Below are 21984 nucleotides of genomic sequence, written 5' to 3'. Positions count from 1 at the left end.
GGTCCTCAATGACGAGCCACGCGCATCCTTCGAGAGGTGGTATCCGGGTTTCGGAGCTCGGGACCAGGTGCCGCTCGCGGCGTAGGCGGTGGAGCAAGGATGCTGCACTGCACACCCCCCGGGATTGTGATGCTCTCCGCAATGCACGTCCAAAGCCTCTATTCGCAGATCGAAGATGGACGCAGGGAATGAGCCGAAAGATGACTGGCTCTAATCTGATGCTCAATAACCGACGGTGAACCTCTTCCCGAGGGTGCCGGCGATTCGATCTCGTCGACCATCGCGATCGGGTGGACGACCACGTGCCCTTCGGCGGCCGCAAGGGGTCGAGCTACGGGCCGCGCGAGCAGGGCCGGTATGCGCAGGATGTCTTCACTTTCGTGAAGACGGCGTACACGCTCGGGTAAAGCGCGCTCAAGCCATCCGCTTGACGGCCTCGATCCACTTTCCGAAGGCGCGCATCTGGTCGGTGACGAACTTGCGCGTCTTCTCGTCCGTGCATCCGCCTTCGGCGTCGAACTTGGTGGCCGCGTGACCGATGAACACCTCGGGCTTCACGAGCGGCATGGCATTCACGAACAGCAGAATCTTGCGCAGATCGTATTGAACGCGCGCGCCACCCAACGGACCCGGCGAGGCCGACAGGATCGCAATCGGCTTGTGCGCGAAAGGCTGGTCGTCGCCACGGCTGAGCCAGTCAATCGCATTCTTCAACATGCCCGGAAGCGAGAAGTTGTACTCGGGCGTCGCGATGACCAAGCCATCGGCGCGCCGGATACGGTCTCGCAGTGCCGCCACGGCCGGCGGAAAGCCCTCGGCAAGCACGTCGGCGTCGAAAGCGGGCAGCTCGCGCCACTCGACAACCTCCATCGCCATGTCCTGCGGCATCACCGATGCGGCCAGGTTCAACGCCATCCTGTTGATCGATGCGGCACGCAAGCTGCCGCAGATGCCGACGATATCCAGATTGCTCATCCTGCCGTGTCTCTCATTGAATGCTTCCGCCGCCCATGTGGAGCAGGCTCTCGGTGACGTTGCGTTCCGTGCTGGAAATGTGCTGCCTCAGCAGTCCGACCGCCTTGACTTCATCGCGCGCCAAGACCGCTGCCAACAAGCGCTGGTGCTCTGCCGTCTTGTTGCGCTCGACCTTGCGATGCCGGGCTGAGTAGTGCCTGAATCGCTCGGCGTTGTCGAAAAGGGCGGACACCAGCTTGAGCAGCAACGGCGACGTCGAACCTGCGTAGATGGCCATGTGAAACGCGCGATGACGTCGCGACCAGCCCTCCTCCAACACCATCGGACCGGTACTCAGGCGCTGCTCGATCAGCGAGAGACTGTGGGCAGCGGCGACCAGATCCGACTCCCACTGATCCGACCCGTTGGCCATGGCATCGCGCAGCGCCTCGGATTCAACAAGCAGTCGCACGCGCGTGAGGTCGGCGATGCCCTGCACGGTCAGCGGGGAGACGTGGAAGCCGCGGTTCTCGAAGGCCTGTACCAGACCTTGCTCGGCCAACCGGCTCAAGGCCTCGCGCAGCGGGCTGCTGCTGATTTCGTACTGCCTGCTCAACTCATCGACCCGCAGACGCTGGCCCGGCTCGACTTCGCACCGGACGATGGCCTGGTGAAGCCGTCGATAGGCGAGCTCCGACAGCGGGATATCCGCCTCCACGGCGGGTTCGGGGGATTGGGCTGGGTTCTTCACGGACGGCATCTTAGCGCATCACGCAGATATTAGAACATTGCGCATGCTCGTATACCCTATGCGTATTCTACCGTTTTATGCATGAAACTTCGAATGCAAATCAAGCGGTGCGCCCGTCGCGCGCCAACATCCCCCTTCAAGGAACCCAAATGAAACTGATGTCCTACCTGAACGCCGGCCAAGAGACCTGGGGCGTCGTGATCGGCGACGGTGTCGCCGACCTGAGCCAGCGCACGGGCTGCGCCACGCTGGCGGACTTCATCGCGAGCCCGAAGTTCGCGCAGCGCGACGCGGTCGTTGCCGGATTGCAGGCCGACACGAAACTGTCCGACGTGGTCTTCCTGCCCGTGATTCCCCGTCCGGAGAAGATCGTCTGCGCGGTTCGCAACTACATGGACCACCACCAGGAAGTGCTGGCTGCCGGCATGCAGCGAGAGCTTTCCGAAGAACCGCCGATCTTCCTGCGTGTGTGGCGCTCGCAGACTGCGCACGACGCCCCGATCGTCCGGCCGACGGTGTCGGACTCGCTCGACTGGGAAGGCGAGTTGGCGGTGATCATCGGCAAGGGTGGCCGCAACATCGCCGAAGCCGATGCATGGAACCATGTGGCCGGCTACAGCTGCTACAACGACGCCAGCGTGCGCGAGTGGCAGTTTCACGCCAAGCAGATCGCCTCGGGAAAGAACTTCGAGTCCACGGGCGCCTTCGGCCCCTGGATGGTGACCGCGGACGAGATCGAGGCAGGACGCGAGCTCAAACTCGAGACCCGGCTCAACGGACAGGTTGTGCAGTCGAGCCACACCGGCCACATGATCTTCTCGGTCCCGCGACTTATCAAGTACGCATCGACCATCTTCACGCTGGTGCCCGGCGACGTGATCGCTACCGGGACCCCGGCTGGCGTGGGTTGGAGCAAGAAGCCGCCGCAGTTCATGCAGGCCGGCGACACGGTGGAAGTCGAGATCGAAGGCATCGGCCTGCTGCGCAACCCCGTCGTCGCCCAGGCCTGAGCCGCGCGATCGCTCCAAGGAGACAGGAGACACACATGAAAAGAAGACTGCTTCTCGCAGCTTGCGGCACATGGGCCGCCTGCGCGGCACTGCCCGCCTCGGCGCAAGGCTATCCGGACCGCGCCATCAAGATCTACCAGGGCTTCGCGCCCGGCGGCAACGCCGACGCCATTGCCCGCGCCGTGGGCATCGAGCTGGGCAAGACGCTCGGGCAGCCGGTGGTGGTGGAGGCGCAGGCCGGGGCCGGCGGCACCATCGCGGCCTCCACGGTGGCGCGTGCCAAGCCCGACGGCTACACGCTGCTGCTGGCCACCGGCGGCCACGCGGTGGCGGGTGCGCTCTACAGCACGCTGCCCTACAAGACGGTGGCGGATTTCGAGATGGTTTCCACCATCACCTACTTTCCGTTCCTGGTCGTCGTCAACGCCAATTCGAAGTTCCAGAGTTTTGCCGAGCTGATCGCCGCCGCCCGCGCCGGCCCGGCTGCGCTGGCCTACGGAACGGCAGGCGTCGGATCGACCCACCACCTGGCGGGAGAACTGCTGCAGAGCATGGCCAAGGTGCCGATGCTGCACGTGCCCTACCGGGGCGACGCGGCCTCCATCACCGCGCTGCTGGCGGGCGACGTCCCGTTCATCATCGCTCCGCCCACCGCGGTCATGTCGAACATTCAGGCCGGCAAGCTGCGCGCGCTGGCGACCACCGGGCCGCAACGCTGGCCCGGCATGCCCAATGTGCCCACCGTGGCCGAGCAAGGCGTGCCCGCGTACGACGTACGTTCCTGGGCCGGCCTGATGGCGCCGGCCGGCACCCCACGCCCCGTGGTCGACCGACTCAACTCGGAAACGGTCAAGGCCTTGAATACACCTGCGGTGCGCCAACGCCTCGAAGACATGGGCGGCGAGGCCCGCGGCAGCACGCCCGAGGAAATGAAGACCATGGTCGGCAACGAACTCCAGAAGTGGACGCAGGTGGTGGCCGAGGCCAAGATCCCGAAGCAGTGAACCCCACAAACCGCATGACCTTTCAGGAGCTACCCGCATGAAACCGATTCCCGCCGCGCTTGCCCTCTGCGCGCTATGCGCCTTGCAGACCCACTCGATGGCGCAAACCGCTGACGCCTACAAGAAAGAGGGCTTCAACTACAGTGAATGGGCCAAGGGCAAGTTCTCCGAAGTCGTCACGGTCACCAGCCCGCGGCGTACCCTCTATCTGGCCGGTGTCGGGTCGGAAGACGAGAACGCCACGGGCGACGCCAAGATCCTTTTCAAGGATGACTTCTACAAGCAGTGCTTGTACGCGTGGGACAAGATCAAGCGCATCCTGGAGAAGCAAAACGCGGGGCTTGTCGATGTGGCCAAGGTCACGACGTATGTCACTGATATCCGTCATCTGCGCGACGCGTTCAAGTGCCGGGCCGACACCTTCGGCTCGACACCACAGCCGGCCGGCACCCTGGTGGAGGTCACGGGTCTGGCCTGGCCGGGGATGATGATCGAAGTCGATGTCATCGCAACCAGCGGGAAATGAGGTTTCCACCATGTCATTGATCACCATCCGCAAGCGCAGCCTGACGGTCGAGACGGTCTATCACGAAGGGGGCCCGGTGGCCGACAAGCCCTTGCGGCTGGCCGCCGCATGCGCTGTCGTCCGCAATCCCTACGCCGGCCGCTACGAGCCCGACCTGCTGCCGTTCATGGCCGAACTGCGCGCCCTCGGCAAGCTCCTGTCCGACGAACTGGTCGCGACGCTGGGCAAAGACAACGTCCAGGCCTACAGCAAGGCCGCCATCGTCGGCGTCAACGGAGAGCTGGAGCACGGCGCGGTCTGGCACGAGGCGGGCGGCTGGGCGATGCGGGAGGCTCTGGGGGACCCAAAGGCCATCGTCCCGTCCGCGAAGGCGGTCGCACACACCGGCTACCGGCTCATGGTCCCGCTGCACTACATCCACGCCGCGTATGTTCGCAGCCACTACAACAGCTTCGAGGTCGGCATTCAGGATGCGCCGCGACCCGACGAGATCCTGTTCGCGCTGGTCATGGCCGATGGCGGCCGCATCCACGCACGGCTGGGCGGCCTGAGTACGGACAAGGTCTCCGTGCATGACGGGCAGCGCTGACCGATGGCACGCACCACCATGAAGGCCATTCAGCTTCAAGAGCCCGGGGGGCCCGAAGTGCTCGCACTGGTCGACCTGCCCCTGCCCGAGCCCGGACCGGGCATGGTGCGCGTCAAGGCCCATGCCATCGGCGCCGGCGGGCCGGACGTGTTGATCCGCAACGGCACCTACAAGTGGATGCCGCCGATGCCGGCGATCCCGGGCAACGAGATGGCGGGCGTGGTCGACGCCATCGGCGCGGGTGTCCGGACCCTCGCGGTCGGCCAGCGCGTGCTGGTGAGCGCGCGCGAGTTGCCCCAGCGCGGCAGCTGCTATGCCGAATACATCTGCGTGCCGGAGGCCGCCCCCTTTGCACTGCCCGATTCGATCGGCTTCGACGAGGCGGTGAGCCTGGGCAACTTCCAACTCGCCCTGGCCCTGCTGGCCAGCAATGGCAACCTTCCGGCCCGATCGATCCTGGTCCCCGGCGCCGCCGGCGGCGTGGCGACCGCCCTGGTGCAGGTGGCCCGGGCGCGCGGCCTGCGCGCGATCGGCACCGCATCGACGGAGGTCAAGCGCGCCTTCGCGCTGGCCAACGGCGCGAGCGAAGTGATCGACGGCCATCCCGACACGCTGACCGAGCAGGTGATGCGGCTGACCGACGGGCGCGGCGTCGACCTCGCCTTCGACCACATCGGCGGCAAGCTGTTTATCGCCTGCCTGCGCGCATTGGCGCCGTTCGGCATGGCCGTGTCATACAACATCGTCAGCGGTCCGCCGGACGGCGACGTGTTCGACGAACTGCGCAAGCTGCTGGGCAAGAGCCTGGCGATCCGCACCTTCTCGATCCACACCGTGGACGCCGATGCCGTGCAGCGTCGTGGCCTGATGGAATCGGCCATCGCGCTGATGGCCGCCGGCAGCGTGCGTGCGCCGCAAGCCACCCACTTCGCGCTGGCCGATGCGCGTCGCGTGCACGAGCTGCTCGACAGTGGCGAGACGCTCGGCAAGATTGTTCTGCACCCTTGATCCCACGCCCGGAGCCCATCTTGGACCAGCCCTACACCCCCAACCTTTCGCACTGCGGCATCTTTTGCCGCGACTTGCAAGTGATGAAGGCCTTCTACAGCGGGACTTTCGACATGCAGGAGACGGACCGCGGCGAGGGTCATACCTTCCGCTTCGAGATGATTTTCCTGAGCGGCCGAGACGACCAGCACCACCAGTTGGTGCTGGCCTCCAGCCGCGGCGCCGACTCGCCGAGCACCGTGATGCAACTGTCGTTCAAGGTCCAAACGCTGGACCACCTGCGCGAGGCGCGGCGCCGCGCACTGGCGCTGGGTGCCACGAAGATGCGCGGGCTGAATCATGGCAACGCGATCTCGATCTATTGCATGGACCCGGAAGACAACACGGTCGAGGTCTATCTCGACACCCCGTGGTATGTCAGCCAGCCGCACGGCGACCCGCTCGATCTCGACCAGGACGACGCGTCGATCTGGGCCGACACCGAACGCATTGTCCGCACCGACCCGAGCTTCATGCTCATGTCTGAATGGGCTACTCGCTTTGCACAACGCAAAGTCGCTCTACACGGATCGAACAACTAGCAACGAAAGGTGTCTCATATGGACCGCAGAAACTTCGGATGTGCCGCGTTCTCAAGGTCTCTGCGAGTCGCTACTACGCGTGGCGCGAACGACTGACCGTCGAGGCGTTCGATCGACGATGCGGTGCTGCTGGAGCGAATCCGCGCAATCCACACCGAATCCGACGGCACCTACGGCATGCCCCGCGTGCGCGCTGAACTGATCGACCAAGAGATGCGCGTCGGTGGTCTTGTTCGTCTGTCAGTGCTCGCACCTTCTCGGCCCAATCGGGAGCTGTAGTCGATCGATGCATCTGCCCCAAGACGTTCTGCAACGCCTCTTCTTTCCGGCGTGCTGGCCGCCGCGATCACTTTGCCGGCGCCGTAGAGCTTGGCCAGTTGGATGGCAACTTGTCCCACCCCACCCGCGGCAGCCGCGATCAGTACGCTCTCTCCCGGAGCCAGTCGCGCAGCATTGCGCAGCGAGATGGCGGTGGTGAGACCGTGCCCAACCAGCGCGGCCGCTTGCACGGCGCCAAAGCCGCTCGGCATCGGTATGACCATGGCCGCCGGGACACAGATGAATTGTGCATATCCCCCGGCGCCAGGCGTCGCAAGGACCGGGTGCCGACTTCGAGGGTAGTGACCCCCTTCCCCACCGCGGCGATCGTGCCGGCGACTTCAACACCCAGGATGAAAGGTGGGCGCGACGCGTGGGCGACTTGCTGGTGCTCACGGTGTTAGGGATGGTCTGCAAAACTGGCCCGAGCCTTGCATGATTTGATGCCATGATTTCCAAACGCGTAGCCGAGCAGTTCGGTGGTGAGCTTGCGAATCAGCGGCACTGGGCCCTTGCAACCCATTCCGGGCTTTCCCAAGAGAAACTTCATGGCTTCGAGTCGCCGTATCGCTGCGCGGGCTCGGCCATGCCAAAGCCGCCACGCAGGCCACCGGCCAGCATCGACAGGCGATCTTGGTCAACCGGCTTTAGGTGACTTGCCGCGACCTGGCTGCTCACAACGGCGTTGAGCTTGCCGACCCTTCGTCGCAGGTGGTACCAGTCCAGGATGTGGGTTACCTTCGGCAACGTGGCCAGCTGCCACTGGCGCAGCTGGATGTCGCCATCAGTGAAGACCTCCATCGACCTGTCCTGTCGACCGAACGCGGATAGAACGCATCGGACACGCTGGTGTGCATGCTCGTCGACGGTGCGAACGAATGCCAGGCTGCGCTGCCCGACACCGGCGCGCATGGCTCGGCCGACGACGACTTCGAATGACTTCTCCTCGTCAGGGTGACAAAGCCGCAGGGTAGCCGCCATCCAGCCCGACCGTGGTGACTTTCGGCCTGCACTCCCTCTCAGGCGCTTGCGGACCGACCTGCAGGCCTTGAGCATCGAGGCGGCGCCCAGTGTCCAATGTGTGCCTCCGCACCCCGCTCGTCGAGTTGGTTGCAGCCGCCGGCAACTGGACTTGACCCTGTTGGGCGGACGGGTTGGGACTTGGTTCTCAAGTCGAATTGACGTCTCCCCTTATCCGGTCAGTTCTAAACTGGAGTTGGGCGGTTTTCGGCTTGTTGATCTGACTGATCTGACCTCTTTTTGACGAACTCACCGGGGGTCAGGTGGCCAAGTGATCCGTGCGGGCGGTGATGGTTGTAGTCATGCTGCCATGCCTTCAACTTCTCGCGCGCATCCTGCATCGTAATGAACGCGTTGACGTTCAGGAACTCGTCGCGTAGCCGACCGTTGAACGACTCGATCAGCCCGTTGTCCGTGGGCTTGCCGGGGCGCGTGTAGTCAAGCTTCACACCACGTCGCCAGGCCCATTCGTCGAGCGCTTTGGAGGTGAACTCGGTGCCGTTGTCCACCGTGATCGCCTTGGGCCACCCACGCTGCTGCGCGGCCTCGTCCAGGGCCTTCCCGACGCATCGCCCCGTGAGACGGAAGTTGGCCTCTAGAGACACGCTCTCGCGACTCCATTGATCGATCACCGTGAGCACACGGAATGCCCGGCCATCGAGCATCTGGTCGTGGACAAAGTCCATGCTCCAGTGCTGATTCGGCCCGGTCGCCGGCACCGGTCGACCACGCTGCAGGCTGATGCGCTTGCGGCGTTTGACCTTCATGCGCAGCTGCAGCCCTTCCAGCCGGTACAGCCGATAGACCCGCTTCTTGCCGACCGACCAGCCCTCGCGTTTGAGCATGACCAGGACGCGCAGATAGCCGAATCGCGGTCGGTCCATGGCGACCTCCCGAATGCGCAACCGCAACGCACTTTGATCGCGCGCCTCGCTCTTCTGATACCAGACCGAGGGCCTCAGCAGCGCCAATCGACACGACCTGCGCACATTCACTTTGAAGCGCTCCTGCATCCAGGCTGCCAGCTCACGCCGCTTGGCAGCCTTCAGAGCTTTTTTCGGACGACCTCCTGCAGGATCTGCTTGTCCAGCGTCAGGTCCGCCACGATGCGCTTCAGCCTGGCGTTCTCGTCCTCGAGCATCTTCAAGCGCCTGAGCTCGGTCACGCCCAAGTCACCGAACTTCTTCTTCCAAGTGTAGTACGTCGCTTCGGACACGCCAATCTGGCGGCACACATCGACCACCGGCGTACCCGACTCGGCCACTTTAACATTGCACTCGTCGTCGCCGAGCAGTACTCATCCTATAGATCTGTGCCGTCAAGGTGCAGCTGGACTAAGTGGCTCAAGGGCATTCGTATAGTCGTTGTGGCAGGCTCATGTCCTAAGCGCTCGGTAAATGGGCTTGAGCGGAGGGGAAACAGGCAATTTTCTGGTTCTTTACCGGGCGGCTGCGAGCAGTGCCAACCCGGATAGCAGCATCATGCAATCCAGCAGCTGCTGGAATATCTGTGCGGGTAGGCGAAGCACGAAGAATTTTCCTATGAAGGTTCCGACGGTAAGCGCGCCGCCGATGATCAGACCTTTGAGCACAAGGCTGAACGGAAGTGCGCCCAGGCCAGAAAACGTCACAACCTTGGTCGAGTAGAGGACCAGTGCACTTACTGCCTCTGTGCCGAGGAATGTGCCTTTTAGCAAGCCGTAAGCCGTGAAAACGGGCACGCTGAGCGGCCCAGTTGACAGAACCAGCCCGGTCAAGAAGCCAGTCACGGCGCCGGCAACGGCCAGTTGAGAAAGGCTCAACCGCCATTGACGCCGCCGCAGGAAGTGCCGCGTCGGAACTAGCAGTACGAAGAAGAGCCCAAGCGCAATATCGACCGCATGGCCGGGCATTGCCCACAGCGTTCTTGCGCCCAACGCCGCAGCGGGCGCGCCTGGCAGCGAATACGCGCCGACCGCACGCCAATCGACATCCCGCCACCAAGCCAGCGCACGCCCCGCATTGCCGACGACTGCTGCCACCGCCATGACGGGCACAGCTTCCTTCGGACCAAAAACATGCACGAGCACCGGCAGCAGCATGACTGAGGAGCCGGTGCCGACCACTCCACTGAGCACGCCCGCCATCAGACTCACCGTGAGCACCACCATATACCCCTGCAGCATCCAACGTTCCTCGTTCTTTCTTCTGCCATGACCCGCGCAGATCGGTACGCAACTTCGAACTACGCGACGATAAGCTGTGATCTCAAATCACCATATCGATAAAATCTCACGATAACTGTTGGATCGAATCACAGATGGGCCGAAATTTGCCTCCATTGAATGCGCTTCGGGTTTTCGAAACGGCGGCGCGCGCGGAAAGCTTCACTGCCGCGGCGAGCGAGTTGAACATCACCCACGGAGCCGTGAGCCGACAAATCAAGTCGCTCGAAGAGCGACTGGGGCGGCAGCTCTTCTTAAGGCAGGGGAGACGCAGCGTCGCGACTGACCACGCTCGCGCTTTCGCCCTCGAGATCGGCGCCCTTTTCGATCGCATGGGAGATGCGACTTTAAGATTCGGAAAGTCGCCGCGCAAACGTGTCGTGCGCGTCAATGCACAGACAACGCTCGCCATGCGCTGGCTTATCCCGCGATTGCCCGAGTTCTATGCACTGCATCCCGATATTGAAGTAGTTCTGGCAACCGCCAGCAGTGCCGATCCTGGATTTGGCGGCAGCTTCGATGTTGCGATACGGCGCGATCCGGGCGCCACACCGGGATTTCGACAGTTCGCAAAGACGCCGCTGTTCAGCGAATGGCGTACGGTCATCGCCGCGCCAAGTCTGCTTGAACAGAAACCGCTACACCGTCCGTCGGCGCTGGCACGTCACACATTTATCGCCACAGCGACGCGAGCGGGAGATTGGGATGCTTGGCTCGACGCGGCGGGCCGGGGTAGCCTGCGCCCGGCGAACGTACTTCGGTTCGATCATTTTCACGTCAGTCTGCAGGCCATCGTCGATGGTCTTGGCGTCGGCATCGGTACATTGCCGACCTTGTCGCGCGACTTGCTCCAGGGAAGACTAACACTTCCTTTTCCCGAAGTTCGCGTGGCTGGCGCCGACTATGTGGCATTACTGCCGGTGACTGCGGAGCGGTCCCACCAACTGCATGAATTTCTCGCTTGGCTCACAATGGTAGCCGCAGTACCTTCAACAGCGTAGATGTCGGAAGGGCATCATCAGAAGTGCCCGTTGACGCTGGCGAGTAAATAGCAGAGGTCCGGCCGAGCGCCAAGCCCTAAAGCTAGTGATGGGCCAACGCGTAGTCGTCGTGGGGGCCCTGGCACCTAAGAGCCTTTGGGTTCGAGACACAGCAGCCCGGATGACGAAGTCTCTTTGCCTTGGACGTCGGCGTCCAAAAAGGTCGATGAGATTGCGCAGATATGGAATTTGACGCGCTCAAGATCGCTGATCAGATCAAGACGCTGCGAGCTGATCTCAATGCTCTCTGGCACACCGTCGGTCAGGCGCGCCGAGTGCGCCTAGCTGCATTCCTTCACGCGGGCTCCATACTGCCTGCGGGAAGAGACGAGATTGCGGGCATCTCGAAGATTGCGATGGATGAGCAGCGCCACTGCAAGGGTGAGATCCGCAAGCGTCATGGCGTACAACTCGCTGATCTCACGCCGCTTACACGAGGGTTCTTTGCAGTTCAGACAGGTGACTAGCGACGGCGTCGATGAAGACCCGCGCCTTCGTCGAAAGCGTCTTCCGGTTCGTGTACACGGCGTGCAATTCGACGAAATCAGACGCGTGGTCTGGCAGCAATCGTGACAATGAGCCGTCACGGATGGCCGGCGCAGCGAGGAAGTCCGGCAGCCGCCCGATGCCACAGCCGCCGACGAGGATTGGCAACAGCGCAGCGACATCAGGGATGACGGTGCGGGGAGGCACGCTTACTTCGATGTGCTCGCCCTTTGCCGAGGTATAGCGCCAGCGCGCGGGCTGGTTGACGCGTGACAGCAGGCGATGGGCACTCAGCTGCGATGGTTCGTGGGGCGTTCCGTGGGCCACCAGATAAGCAGGGCTGGCGCACGTCCACAGTGCCATGTCCGTGAGGTGGCGTGCGACGAGTTCCGAGCTGGGTAGCGGGCCGATGCGCAAGGCGACATCGACCTCTTCGGCGGCGAGATCGACCTTGCGGTTATCGACTTCCAGTACTAGGTCGAGGTCTGGATACCGCTTCAGGAAGTCCACGAGCATGGGCGTGAGCAAGATGGCGGCGAGTGCAAACGGAGCATTCACCTTGAGCGTGCCGCGCAACAACCCGGCGGTGCTGTCGATTGACGCCTGAGCCTCTTCGGCAGCGCCTAGCAGGGACACTGCGTGCGGCTGCAACGCGCTACCTGAGTCAGTGAGCTTCACGCGCCGTCCCGAGCGGTCGAGCAGAGCCGCGCCTACGTCGGTCTCCAGGCGATTAAGCGCGCGGCTGATCGACGATTTGGGTAGGCCGGTTGCACGCGCCGCCCCCGAAAGCGAGCCGCTGTCGAGCACGCGAAGAAAAATCCGCAGATCAGAGAGTTGCATGCCCCGATCGTTCCACATCTGGAACGGCACGTCCAACCCTTGCGGCTATGACAGGCATGACCCGGCTTCTTAGGATGCAGCCTTGCTCTGAAGGGAAACGGATGGACGAGCGTTCACGAACTGCTGCATCAGCAGAAATCAAACACCCGGGAGGTGGCATGAAACGCAGAACGCTTCTCGGATCGATGGCCTCTGCTCCTCTCCCAGGCATTGACTGGGCCTCGCAGCCCAAGGAATCACCCGCGGCATCGCATCTAACGGAAAAGAAACTACCCATGAACACAGCCTCCATATCTCCCTTTCATTTGAAAGTGCCCGAAGCGCAACTCCTCGATCTGCGAGAACGCTTGGCGCGCACCCGATTTCCCGACAAGGAAACAGTCGAAGACATGACGCAGGGTGTCCGTCTCGAAACAATGCGCTCCTTGTGCGTGCATTGGCGCACCGCCTACGACTGGCGCCAGACGGAAGATCTTCTGAATCGGGTGGGTCAATACACCACAGAGATCGATGGCCTCATGGTGCACTTTCTTCATGCGCAGTCGCCCCATCTGGATGCGCTCCCTCTCGTCCTGTGCCATGGCTGGCCCGGCTCGGTACTGGAGTTCAAGAAAGTGATCGAGCCGCTGACCCATCCGCCATCGCGTGACGGAGTCCGGCCACAGGCCTTCCATGTCATTGCTCCGTCGATGCCGGGCTTCGGATTTTCGGGTAAGCCCACAGCCACCGGCTGGGGCTTGCCGCGCATTGGCGACGCCTGGATTGAGCTTGTTCAGCGTCTTGGCTACCAAGACCGCTGGGCGCTCCAGGGCGGCGACCTGGGCGCCGGGGTGTGTGACGCGATCGCCCGAGAGCGACCCAAGGGCCTGGTGGGCGTGCACCTGAACTTTGCGATGTTCATGACCACGCCGGCCGAAGCCGCCGAGGCGACACCCGCCGAAAAGGAAATGCTGGAGGACGCCGCCCAGTTCTGGGGTCAACTCTCGGGCTACGCCAAAGTGCAATCGACACGACCACAGACCCTCGGCTACTCGCTGGCGGACTCGCCCGCGGGGCTGGCCGCGTGGATATACGCGATGTTCCAGGACACGGGAGGCACGCGTGACAGTGCGGAAGAGACATTCACCAAGGACGAGATACTCGACCACGTCATGATGTACTGGCTGAACGATTCCGGGGCTTCCGCGGCCCGGCTCTACTGGGAACTGTCAAAAGCGGGTGGCCCTGCAGGAGGGCAGCCTCCCGGCCCGATTACGGTTCCTACGGGCTTCACGATGCTGCCGAAGGAACATGTGCGCAAGTCACGTCGTTGGCTCGAGCGGCGATACAGCCAGGTGGTGTATTTCAATGAGGGCACCGCTGGCGGTCACTTCGCGGCAATGGAGCAACCGGATGTGCTCGTGGACGACATTCGAAAGACGTTCGAGCAAATACTTTGACCTATCGATCTTTCCCGAGATCATGGCAACTGTTGACCCGCTCCGGCGCTAGAGCGGGCGGCCAGAAGCCCGCTTCCTGTAGCAATCCGGGACTCGATTGGATCCTTAAGCCTTGCCTGTTGCAGAGGCGATGGATACCCCTTCGATGCGATGCCGTCTAAGTGAGTTGCTGACGAACCCAGAGGACTTCGCGTCCTCGACAAACTGTTGAAGAAGCGACGTGGCCAAAGCTCCTCGGCTTTTGGGGAGACCCACGCCTGCTCGATGACCATGAATCGCTCGGGCAACAGGCGCAGGCCGCCTAGCCTTCGCGCGTCAGCTTCAGGCTGCTGCCGCACGCCGGCGGCCACGTCCAATCCCATAGCGTGACCGCGCGCGGCTTGTCGCAATGCGGACAGGCCCTGCGGTCGGACAGGTAGCCATCCAGCTGCTCTTGGACAAACGCTTGCTGAAGGGTTTCGAGGATGGTCTTGGCGTCGCCCAGGGCGAGTCCGACGTTCTGCACCTGGTCACATCGACGATCGATGGTGTGAAGTGGCACGGTGAAGGGGCGCGACGCGGCGCCCTCAATGCGAATCTGAACGATTGCTCTCATGGGATCCACCTTTCCTGAGATCGCGCAGCCAAAGCGGCGAGCCTTCGGTTCACCGCGCGCCGATCGAAGCGGTCGGGGTGGTAGTGGCGCAAGATGGCCCACTCCTCGTCGTCCACCTTATCGTCGAGAAGATCCTCGAACTCTTGGCGGGACCTGCTCTCGCCGATCAAGGTGTACTCGAACCGAGTGGCCATGAACGGATGCGGACCGCCGCAATCCTCTGGGGTCCGGCGCGCCGGCCTTCGATGCACACCGGATAAACCCGCTTCGGGTCCAGAGGATAGGTGGCCTCGATGCGCAGGTCGTGCACCCACAAATCGCCGAAGTCGTACTCGTAGGTGAATCGCTCAAGGCGCCGCAGCTTCAGTTGGCCGATCAGGGCTGCGTGTGCGTCGGTGTCGAAGAAGATACCGCCCTCCTGGTGTACTCCGTACTCGCGACCTCGAATCTCGAAACGGTGCAGGTGCATGTCCTGCCAGCCGAACGCGACCTGCAGGATCTGGTGAAGCCGGGCGACGCTCGTATCGCCTCGCAGCAGAAGGCGCCGCCAGATCAGCAGGCTGATGCTCCGCAGCACTGCGCGTAGCTGCAGGACCTCCTGCCCGGAAGACACCCCAGTTTCCATTCCCGAAGCTTACTTTGCTGCACTGCACACCCCCAGGAAATGGATGGACTCCTTCGTTCCGCGCTGCCATGGGCTGTGAGGATCGACAAAGAAGACGCGCACTCCGAACTCGATGGTGAACCGCGCGTGGTCGGAGAGTTCCTTGCCTCGATCCCAAGTCACTGATTGCCATAGCTGAGCAGGCAGCGTGGTCACGGTTCTCTTGAGCGCGTTGGCCATGGTGATGGCCCCGTAGCCCGCGAGCGCAGGACCTCCAGCTTGAATCCAGGATCGTATTTGCTGCGCCTCTTCGTTACTACTCCTGCATCGCCAAGAGAGTCGTAGCCAGCGACCCATTTGCGCAACGACGCAACGTTCACGCCCTGGGCTGCTGCCGTCGCGAGCAAGCCGCCTCTTCCCTTCCTATAGGCCTTGACTGCGTCGAGCTTCTGTTTGTCTGTGTACCTGACCATCCCATTTCCCCAGATTCGTCCAGGTTTTGGGGGTCAGTTCACTTCGAGATGCTCTTCTATTTGCAACAACTTTCAAACAGATTTGGCTTCCGCCGGGCTCGTTCGAGGAGCCCTGAACGTGACTTCTCGATTCGATAGCGCAAGCTAGGCAAGTCTACCCCGACGAGTTGGCCATTCCACTTCTTTACGACGCCTGCGACGAACACGCCTGACACGTTGCTGGTGTCCATCAGGGTCACAACGGCACCAGGTGCGTTGTTGAGGGGAATAGTGTTGATCGTGCCGGTGTCAAGCAACAAGATGTCAGCCTCTTTGCCGGGCGCGATGCTCCCGATCCGCCGCTCGAGGTGAGTAACGTAGGCACCGTTTGTGGTTGCCCATTCCAGAACCTGTCGAGTGGTGACAAGGTGCGGCGCGTTTGCCTCCCCCGAAAGGGAGCGTTCGCTAGCCAATCCCCGCTGAAGAGTGAACGCCGTTCTCATTGTTGAGAACATGTCGGCCGTCATGTTGGTCTCCACGTCAACAGACAGACTAGGCCGGAACCCGAGATCGAGGGCCTTCTGAAGTGGAGGCATCCCATGGCGCATCTGCATTTCGATCGCAGGTGCGACCGAGATCTTTCCGCCCGTATCGGCAATTCGTCTCCACGTGGCGTCAGACAATTGTGTGCAATGGATGTACTCATTGTCAGGCCCCATCGAAGTCGAAACTCGGTCGAGGTCACCAAATCGCTTACCGACGATATGCGACACAATGGGGGCTCCAACTTCGCGAGCCAAGGCCCAGACCTTTGCATCGGGCGCGCTGTTCATCGCAAGGGTGAGCAACTGGTCTTCACTGGCGAAGTAGTCTCGGCGCAAACGCCGGATGTCTTCCGGATATCGGCTCGTTGGCAGGTTTGACCCAGGCGAATAGGCGTACACCGCGCGCCGGCCGGAGTCACGCAATGCCGCAATGCATGCATCGGAGTGCTCGGGAGAGAGCGAGACCTGCGACGTGTCCACCGTGGTGGTCACGCCGGCGCTGAGTTGGCTGAGCGATGCCACTAACTGCGAGACATAGGCGTCCTCGGGTGAGTACAGAGGCGTGTAAAGCTGCTGGATTACTCTGAAGTAGTTCTCCGGCCCATCCTCGGGTTGAAGGCCAAGCGCGCCGTCCGCCAAGATGCTACGAAGCGCCGTCTCGTACTGGTGGTGATGGGTGTCAATGAAACCAGGCATGACGATCTTCCCCCTTGCATCCACGACCACGTCCGCGGTCGCATTGAGGTTCACGCCAACAGCCTCGATTAGCCCCCCGGAGATTAGGACGTCGCCCCGCTCCAAGTCCGGAACGGATCGGTCCATAGTGAGGACGATGCCATCTTTCAGAAGAATGCGGCGGCGTGGATCTTTGGCAGCTCCGGCTAAGGCCGACGTACTGGCAAGATCACCGCGCTGTCCCGCGCAACCGGAGACAGTAGCGAGTAGAGAGAACCCCGCGCCTAGCAGTGTCCGGCGACTCACCGGTTGCAAATGTTGTGTAGGTGTCAATCTCATCATGCTTCTTTCGTCTAGCTGCAATTGAATCCCTGCGATTGATCCTTTAACTTGAGCGTGTGCCCTGCCTCAATCTGCGGTCGCTTGCGGATTTCTGTGCAACATCGTGGAATAGACGACGTCTTTGAACATGTGTCGGGCCGAGATGCGGTTGGAAGGCGCCTGAACCAAATACAACGCGACGAGTCCTTCCTTGCGATCTACGGTGAAGGAGGTGCCGCTGATTCCTGGCCAATAAGCGTCGCCCACGCTGCCCGGTACGACACTCCCGCCAAGGTCGAGACGAACGCCAAAGCCCAACCCGTAGCCGTATCCGGACCCCGATATGGCCGCCGGCGAGCCGCCTAGTCCTTGAATGTGGTTCACCATCATGAAGTCGAGAGTCTTGGGCGATAGCACCCGCACGCCATCGAGCTCCCCTCCATTCAATACCATCTGAGCAAAGCGGAAGTAGTCTTGGGCGGTGGAGAACATTCCACCACCCGCGTAGCGGATGGCCGGTCCCGGCGTCGGCTCTGGGGGGGCATTACGCCAGACCGCCGCCTTCATAGGATCCTGGTCGAAGGCATCTGCGAGTCGTCCGAGTTTGTCCTGCGGAACATACCAATCGCTGTCCTTCATCTTCAATGGCTCGAAAATGGTCTTTTTCACGAACTGATCCAGTCTCTGTCCACTGACACGCTCCAACACAACACCGAGCACATCGGAGGAGATGCCATAGTCGAAAACTGTTCCAGGCTGATAGGCCAGGGGAATGGCGGCGAGCTTAGTCAAAAACTCTTCAGGCGTCTGATTGGTGGCGCCCGGCTGCAGGTCCGCCGCCTCATATGCCTTTGCAATGTCTCTCACATACGCGGGTCGGGTCGGCTCAACAGCGCGCGCCCAGACCAAACCCGATGCGTGGCGTAGCAGATCGTAGATGATGATCGAGCGCTCCAGCGCTATTGGAGCGCTGGGATTTGTCGGGTTTGCGACCTTCAAACCCTTAAGTTCAGGCAAGTAGCGTTCGACAGGGTCATCTAGATTGAGGACTCCCTTTTCCACGAGCGTCATCGCGGCCACTGCGACCACCGGTTTGGTCATTGACATGACCCGGAAGATCGAATCCTTGCGCATGGGCCTACTGCCAGCTGGATCCATGGTGCCGTGCGCCTCAAAATGAACAAGATGTCCGTTTCGCGCAATGATGCTCACAGAGCCTGGCCACATCTTTGAGGAAATTTTCTCTTCGAAGATGCCACCCAGCCTATCGAGGCGCGCTTTAGAGAACCCGAGCTTCTCAGGATCGCGTGAGACTGTCATGGACTGCAGCGCCGGCTTGCTGGTCGGAATGGAGGACTGCGCGTGGGCGCCCATCGATGGTGCGCAAAGTGCACACCCTAGGGCTAATGCAATAAGCGGTCGGCGGAAGTTCGAGGATTCAGAGCGCATGAATGTGCCTTTTTGCGAAGGGGCGAAGAAGAGCGGGGGCTGCACAAGCTCGCACGCATAAAAGTGGTGCGGTCGTGCAAACGTTTGCGTGCGGAGATGCTAGATGAATAGCCGCGGCGCCGTCAAGCCCTTTGTCGCGGCCGGCGCAACCAATTTTCGGCCATCCGAGGATTTAGGTTGTCTGCATGTTGTTAGCGCGGTCGACTTCAATCAGATGCTCCGGGATGCTTTCGATCTGCTTGGAGGCAGGAGTCCAGCTCTGACCGATGCGGACGAGATCCGTGATCGGCAGCTGCAGGGGTATGAATACATCTTCGTCAACGAGTACCAGGACATCGACGAGCAGCAGTACGCCCTGGTCAGCGCCTTGGCCGGCCAACGGCGTGTCGATGCGGACAGCAAGCTGAGCATCATGGCAGTGGGAGACGACGACCAGAACATCTACTCGTTCAAGGGCGCGAACGTTGAGTTCATCCAGCGCTTCCGGGCCGACTACGAAGAGGAGCTCACCTACCTGGTCGAGAACTTCCGCTCCACCCAGAACATCATCTCGGCGGCCAACCATGTGATCCAGCGCGGCGCTGACCGGATGAAGGTCGATCATCCGATTCGGATCGACGCCCGGCGCAAGGACGATCCGCACGGCGGGCGATGGACCAAGGTGGACCCAGAGAGTCACGGTGCGGTGCGACTTCTCACCAGCCCAACCAGCCCGAACACTCAGGCCCAACTGGTCTATGCAGAGATTCAGCGCATTCGACGCATTCACCCTGCGGTGAAGTTGTCGGAGATCGCCGCGCTCTGTCGCACGCATGCCCCGCTGGAGAAGATGCGGGCCATATGTGATGTCGAGGGGTTGCCCCGCGAGATCACGGGGCCTGAGGCCGCCAAGGGGCAGATCTCGCGAATGCGAACACGTGAAGGCTGGGCACTGGCGCAAGTGCTGCGCCGGCGCCGGCTGCGTATGGTCCGACTGGGCGCGTTGCGCAGGCAGTTGAATCGCCAACGGCGCGCACAACCCCGAAACGCCGCGCTGCAGGACTTCCAGGAGATCGTCGAGGACGTTGCCTCGTCGCTTCAGGCGGACATCCTCCCGGCGGCCGAAGTGCTGGAGCTCTTCTACGATGCTGCGGGCGAGATGCGACGCGACGGCCGGGACAGCGCCATCAAGCTCATGACGGCGCACGCTGCCAGGGCCTAGAATTCGGCCACGTCATCGTGATGGACTGCGCAGACTGGCGCTGGAACCATGAGGGCGAGAGACGGCTGCTCTACGTTGCCCTGACACGCGCGCGCCAGACGCTCACCTTGATGCGGGCAGAGGGCGGGCGCAACCCGTACTTAGTCGATCTTGGGACGGTCGGCGGGGTGCAGAACTGCTTGCCGGCCCTCCGGCCTCAGCAACGCGCAGACCTCGAACGTCAGTACGTCATGCTCGGGGCAGCCAACATGGACATTGGGTTTGCCGGACGCAGCCCGCCTTCCCATCCGGTCCATCGGGCGATCGCGACCCTACGCCCCGGGGATCTGGTTGAACTGAGAGACCGATTCGTTCATTCGACCAACGGTCAAATCGTTGGGAGGCTGGCCACGAGCGTCGACGAAATCCCATTGCAAGGAGGCACCGCCGCGGTCGTGGCGATCATGGTGCGCACGCGACTCCAGACGTCCGAGAAGTACTGGCCCTCCTTGCAAGCGGATCTCTGGGAGACGCCGCCGGTGGAGGTCCGACTGGGTGCCTTGCGCATTCAGGGGTTGTCGTAGTGCGCCGGGAGACCGGCAAGGAGTAAAGGGTGCAAGTCCCTGACAGCAAAGAAGTAGCGATTCATGTTGTCCCCGAGTCATGCGCGTCACATCGCGAGGTGTGGCGCGAAGCGTTGACAGGGGTACGCATAGGCCAGCCATTGAGCCACGATAGACCCCCTATCCTGGGTGCCGACGTCGTTACGATGACGGAAGGCAATATGGTCGAGTGCGCAATCGCGAGCACTCGATCGACCCGGCGTGGTCGTAGACCCTGGCACGTGAGCACGCTCCTTGATCGGGAACCGGGAGACCTCGGGTCCGACCAGCCGCCTCGGCGGCTGGCCCGCATCGGGAAGGCGAGGAGCCGTAGCCGATGATGAACGGATCCGAGAAATCAGACTCCGCCATAGTAGCGATGAAGCCTGCGAACAAGGCCGGGCAACCGGCTGCGGAGTGGGTGGCGCCAAGGGCGGGGACCAAGGGAAACACGGGCCAACCGCGCACGCGTCGAACACAGAGTCGCGGTAGCGTGTCACAGGGGCTGGACCGTGTACGGCAAGCTGCAAAGCAGTGGCAGAAGGAGAAGTTCACCGCGCTGCTTCACCACGTGACGATCGACCGGCTGAGGGATGCGTTCTTGGCGCTCAAGCGCCGCGCCGCCCCCGGAGTGGATGGCGTGACGTGGCAGGACTACGAGGCGAACCTGGAGGGAAACCTCCAGGAGCTGAACGCGCAGGTCCATCGCGGAAGCTTCCGGGCGCTACCCGTCAGGCGTCGGTTCATACCGAAGCCGGACGGCCAACAACGCCCACTGGGAATCGCTGCGCTGGAAGACAAGATCGTCCAAAGCGCAGTCGTCGCAGTGTTCAACGCAATCTGCGAGGAAGACTTCCTCGGCTTCTCGTACGCGTTTCGGCCCGGACGCAGCCAGCATGATGCGATGGATGCACTGGCGGTGGCGATCAGCGATATCCCGGTGAACTGGATTCTCGACGCGGACATTCGAGGCTTCTTCGACGCAATCTCCGAAGAATGGATGATCAAGTTCCTGGAGCACCGGATTGGCGACGAGCGCATCATCCGCCTTGTGCGCAAGTGGCTCAAGGCGGGCGTTCTGGAGGACGGGAACTGGAGCGTCAGTGAGAAGGGGACACCTCAAGGGGCAGTGGTTTCACCGCTGCTCGCGAACGTCTACCTGCACTACGTCTTCGATCTCTGGGCCCAGCAATGGCGGCGGCGCGAAGCCACGGGCAATGTGATCGTCGTGCGCTACGCCGACGACATCGTGGTCGGCTTCGAGCACGATGCCGATGCGAGGCGCTTCTGGGACGCGATGCGAGAGAGGTTCGAGCAGTTCTCGCTCGAACTGCATGGGGAGAAAACCCGCCTGCTGGAGTTCGGCCGCCTGGCGGCGTCACGACGAGAGCGGGCGGGATTGGGAAAACCAGAGACCTTCACGTTCCTGGGGTTCACGTTCATATGCGGTAAGTCGCGGCGGGGAACATTCCTGCTCCAGCGCAAAACACGCGCAGACCGCATGCGGGCGAGGCTCAAGGAGATCAAGCGACAGTTGCGTGAACGCATGCACGACACCTCCTGAGCAAGGCAGATGGCTGAAAGTTGTGGTCACGGGCTGCTTCGCGTACCACGCGGTGCCCACGAACAGTCGGGCACTCGGGGCATTCCATACCACGTCACAAGGCAATGGCTACGCACGCTACGGCGGCGCAGCCAGAAGGACCGGATGACGTGGGAGCGGATCGCGAAGATCGCTGCGCACTGGCTTCCTACACCCCGCATCCTTCATCCATGGCCGCAGCAGCGCTTT

25 protein-coding genes and 4 pseudogenes are annotated in these 21984 nt (G+C 62.2%); 13 read left to right on the top strand and 16 right to left on the bottom strand.

Features of this window, described 5'->3' with window-relative positions:
* Window positions 1-414: 414 nt before the first annotated feature.
* Together AC1DF3_RS31715 and AC1DF3_RS31710 are read right to left on the bottom strand one after the other, a co-directional pair.
* The gene (locus AC1DF3_RS31715) at window positions 415-975 is read right to left on the bottom strand and encodes an NADPH-dependent FMN reductase (RefSeq protein WP_478142041.1); all 561 of its coding nucleotides are present in this window, start codon (window positions 973-975) and stop codon (window positions 415-417) included.
* A gap of 13 nt (window positions 976-988) precedes the next feature.
* Window positions 989-1705: a GntR family transcriptional regulator gene (locus AC1DF3_RS31710; protein ID WP_478142040.1), complete on the bottom strand. Its 717-nt coding sequence runs from the start codon at window positions 1703-1705 to the stop codon at window positions 989-991.
* 149 nt (window positions 1706-1854) lie between these two features.
* On the opposite strand from AC1DF3_RS31710, the gene AC1DF3_RS31705 reads away from it, so the two are divergent.
* The 7 genes and pseudogenes from AC1DF3_RS31705 to AC1DF3_RS31675 form a co-directional block, all read left to right on the top strand.
* Complete coding sequence (locus tag AC1DF3_RS31705; RefSeq protein WP_478142039.1) at window positions 1855-2715, top strand: fumarylacetoacetate hydrolase family protein; 861 nt, start codon at window positions 1855-1857, stop codon at window positions 2713-2715.
* Window positions 2716-2750: 35 nt separating this feature from the next.
* Entirely contained in the window at window positions 2751-3719 is a 969-nt protein-coding gene (locus AC1DF3_RS31700) for a tripartite tricarboxylate transporter substrate binding protein (protein ID WP_478142038.1), read from the top strand.
* Between the two features lie 37 nt (window positions 3720-3756).
* A complete protein-coding gene (locus tag AC1DF3_RS31695; protein ID WP_478142037.1) occupies window positions 3757-4245 on the top strand; it encodes a RidA family protein in 489 nt (162 codons plus the stop codon).
* 10 nt (window positions 4246-4255) lie between these two features.
* On the top strand, window positions 4256-4834 hold the full coding sequence (locus AC1DF3_RS31690) for an amino acid synthesis family protein (protein WP_478142036.1): 579 nt from the start codon (window positions 4256-4258) through the stop codon (window positions 4832-4834).
* Between the two features lie 3 nt (window positions 4835-4837).
* The gene (locus AC1DF3_RS31685) at window positions 4838-5842 is read left to right on the top strand and encodes a zinc-dependent alcohol dehydrogenase family protein (protein WP_478142035.1); all 1005 of its coding nucleotides are present in this window, start codon (window positions 4838-4840) and stop codon (window positions 5840-5842) included.
* A 20-nt stretch (window positions 5843-5862) separates the two neighbouring features.
* Window positions 5863-6423 (top strand): VOC family protein, encoded by a 561-nt coding sequence (locus AC1DF3_RS31680; protein WP_478142034.1) that lies wholly within the window; start codon window positions 5863-5865, stop codon window positions 6421-6423.
* Between the two features lie 123 nt (window positions 6424-6546).
* Window positions 6547-6636 (top strand): annotated as a pseudogene (locus AC1DF3_RS31675) (IS3 family transposase); the annotation flags it as partial.
* On the opposite strand, the gene AC1DF3_RS31670 reads toward AC1DF3_RS31675, so the two are convergent.
* The 5 genes and pseudogenes from AC1DF3_RS31670 to AC1DF3_RS31650 form a co-directional block, all read right to left on the bottom strand.
* Window positions 6594-6953, bottom strand: coding sequence for a zinc-binding dehydrogenase (locus tag AC1DF3_RS31670; RefSeq protein ID WP_478142055.1), 360 nt, complete (start codon window positions 6951-6953; stop codon window positions 6594-6596). The pseudogene AC1DF3_RS31675 and the gene AC1DF3_RS31670 sit on opposite strands and share 43 nt — an antisense overlap.
* Window positions 6842-7105 (bottom strand): annotated as a pseudogene (locus AC1DF3_RS31665) (alcohol dehydrogenase catalytic domain-containing protein); the annotation flags it as partial. The gene AC1DF3_RS31670 and the pseudogene AC1DF3_RS31665, both read right to left, overlap by 112 nt.
* A 182-nt stretch (window positions 7106-7287) precedes the next feature.
* The gene (locus tag AC1DF3_RS31660) at window positions 7288-7722 is read right to left on the bottom strand and encodes a hypothetical protein (protein WP_478142033.1); all 435 of its coding nucleotides are present in this window, start codon (window positions 7720-7722) and stop codon (window positions 7288-7290) included.
* A 224-nt stretch (window positions 7723-7946) separates the two neighbouring features.
* Window positions 7947-9055 (bottom strand): IS3 family transposase gene (locus AC1DF3_RS31655; RefSeq protein WP_478142054.1). Its coding sequence is split into 2 segments (ribosomal slippage): window positions 7947-8812 and window positions 8812-9055, totalling 1110 coding nucleotides; the frame shifts between segments, so codons are not numbered across the junction.
* Window positions 9056-9199: 144 nt separating this feature from the next.
* A complete protein-coding gene (locus tag AC1DF3_RS31650; RefSeq protein WP_478142032.1) occupies window positions 9200-9925 on the bottom strand; it encodes a sulfite exporter TauE/SafE family protein in 726 nt (241 codons plus the stop codon).
* A gap of 134 nt (window positions 9926-10059) precedes the next feature.
* On the opposite strand from AC1DF3_RS31650, the gene AC1DF3_RS31645 reads away from it, so the two are divergent.
* Both AC1DF3_RS31645 and AC1DF3_RS31640 read left to right on the top strand, forming a co-directional pair.
* Window positions 10060-10965: a LysR substrate-binding domain-containing protein gene (locus AC1DF3_RS31645; RefSeq protein ID WP_478142031.1), complete on the top strand. Its 906-nt coding sequence runs from the start codon at window positions 10060-10062 to the stop codon at window positions 10963-10965.
* 221 nt (window positions 10966-11186) lie between these two features.
* A complete protein-coding gene (locus AC1DF3_RS31640) occupies window positions 11187-11471 on the top strand; it encodes a hypothetical protein (RefSeq protein ID WP_478142030.1) in 285 nt (94 codons plus the stop codon).
* Here the strand turns inward: AC1DF3_RS31640 and AC1DF3_RS31635 are convergent.
* Complete coding sequence (locus tag AC1DF3_RS31635; RefSeq protein WP_478142029.1) at window positions 11434-12330, bottom strand: LysR family transcriptional regulator; 897 nt, start codon at window positions 12328-12330, stop codon at window positions 11434-11436. The genes AC1DF3_RS31640 and AC1DF3_RS31635 overlap by 38 nt on opposite strands.
* Before the next feature lie 275 nt (window positions 12331-12605).
* Between AC1DF3_RS31635 and AC1DF3_RS31630 the strand changes: the two genes are divergently transcribed.
* Window positions 12606-13769 carry an epoxide hydrolase family protein gene (locus AC1DF3_RS31630; protein WP_478142028.1) on the top strand — a complete coding sequence of 388 codons (1164 nt, stop codon included), beginning with the start codon at window positions 12606-12608 and terminating at the stop codon, window positions 13767-13769.
* A 105-nt stretch (window positions 13770-13874) separates the two neighbouring features.
* On the opposite strand, the pseudogene AC1DF3_RS31625 reads toward AC1DF3_RS31630, so the two are convergent.
* The 8 genes and pseudogenes from AC1DF3_RS31625 to AC1DF3_RS31590 all read right to left on the bottom strand — a co-directional run.
* Window positions 13875-14128, bottom strand: a pseudogene (locus AC1DF3_RS31625) (ABC transporter substrate-binding protein); the annotation flags it as partial.
* Window positions 14071-14364: a hypothetical protein gene (locus tag AC1DF3_RS31620; RefSeq protein WP_478142027.1), complete on the bottom strand. Its 294-nt coding sequence runs from the start codon at window positions 14362-14364 to the stop codon at window positions 14071-14073. The gene AC1DF3_RS31620 and the pseudogene AC1DF3_RS31625, both read right to left, overlap by 58 nt.
* Complete coding sequence (locus tag AC1DF3_RS31615) at window positions 14361-14558, bottom strand: hypothetical protein (RefSeq protein ID WP_478142026.1); 198 nt, start codon at window positions 14556-14558, stop codon at window positions 14361-14363. The genes AC1DF3_RS31620 and AC1DF3_RS31615 overlap by 4 nt, the downstream gene beginning before the upstream one ends.
* On the bottom strand, window positions 14531-14977 hold the full coding sequence (locus tag AC1DF3_RS31610; RefSeq protein ID WP_478142025.1) for a plasmid pRiA4b ORF-3 family protein: 447 nt from the start codon (window positions 14975-14977) through the stop codon (window positions 14531-14533). Before AC1DF3_RS31610 ends, AC1DF3_RS31615 begins: the two co-directional genes overlap by 28 nt.
* A gap of 45 nt (window positions 14978-15022) precedes the next feature.
* Window positions 15023-15241, bottom strand: a pseudogene (locus AC1DF3_RS31605) (transposase); the annotation flags it as partial.
* Window positions 15181-15441, bottom strand: a complete 261-nt coding sequence (locus AC1DF3_RS31600; protein WP_478142024.1) for a helix-turn-helix domain-containing protein — start codon at window positions 15439-15441, stop codon at window positions 15181-15183. The gene AC1DF3_RS31600 and the pseudogene AC1DF3_RS31605, both read right to left, overlap by 61 nt.
* Window positions 15442-15497: 56 nt before the next feature.
* Window positions 15498-16979, bottom strand: coding sequence for an amidohydrolase family protein (locus AC1DF3_RS31595; protein WP_478142053.1), 1482 nt, complete (start codon window positions 16977-16979; stop codon window positions 15498-15500).
* Window positions 16980-17048: 69 nt separating this feature from the next.
* Window positions 17049-18410, bottom strand: a complete 1362-nt coding sequence (locus tag AC1DF3_RS31590) for a serine hydrolase domain-containing protein (RefSeq protein ID WP_478142023.1) — start codon at window positions 18408-18410, stop codon at window positions 17049-17051.
* Between the two features lie 103 nt (window positions 18411-18513).
* Here AC1DF3_RS31590 and AC1DF3_RS31585 point away from each other — a divergent pair, with 103 nt between their 5' ends.
* The 3 genes from AC1DF3_RS31585 to ltrA all read left to right on the top strand — a co-directional run bounded on the left by AC1DF3_RS31585 (window position 18514) and on the right by ltrA (window position 21756).
* Window positions 18514-19611 (top strand): UvrD-helicase domain-containing protein, encoded by a 1098-nt coding sequence (locus tag AC1DF3_RS31585; RefSeq protein WP_478142022.1) that lies wholly within the window; start codon window positions 18514-18516, stop codon window positions 19609-19611.
* Between the two features lie 20 nt (window positions 19612-19631).
* Complete coding sequence (locus AC1DF3_RS31580) at window positions 19632-20174, top strand: hypothetical protein (RefSeq protein ID WP_478142052.1); 543 nt, start codon at window positions 19632-19634, stop codon at window positions 20172-20174.
* 511 nt (window positions 20175-20685) lie between these two features.
* Window positions 20686-21756: a group II intron reverse transcriptase/maturase gene (gene ltrA, locus AC1DF3_RS31575; RefSeq protein ID WP_478142021.1), complete on the top strand. Its 1071-nt coding sequence runs from the start codon at window positions 20686-20688 to the stop codon at window positions 21754-21756.
* The last annotated feature ends 228 nt before the right edge of the window (window positions 21757-21984 follow it).

It is taken from the genome of Variovorax sp. 10N432 (assembly GCF_056394465.1).
This window is presented reverse-complemented; position numbering and strand designations above follow the sequence as displayed.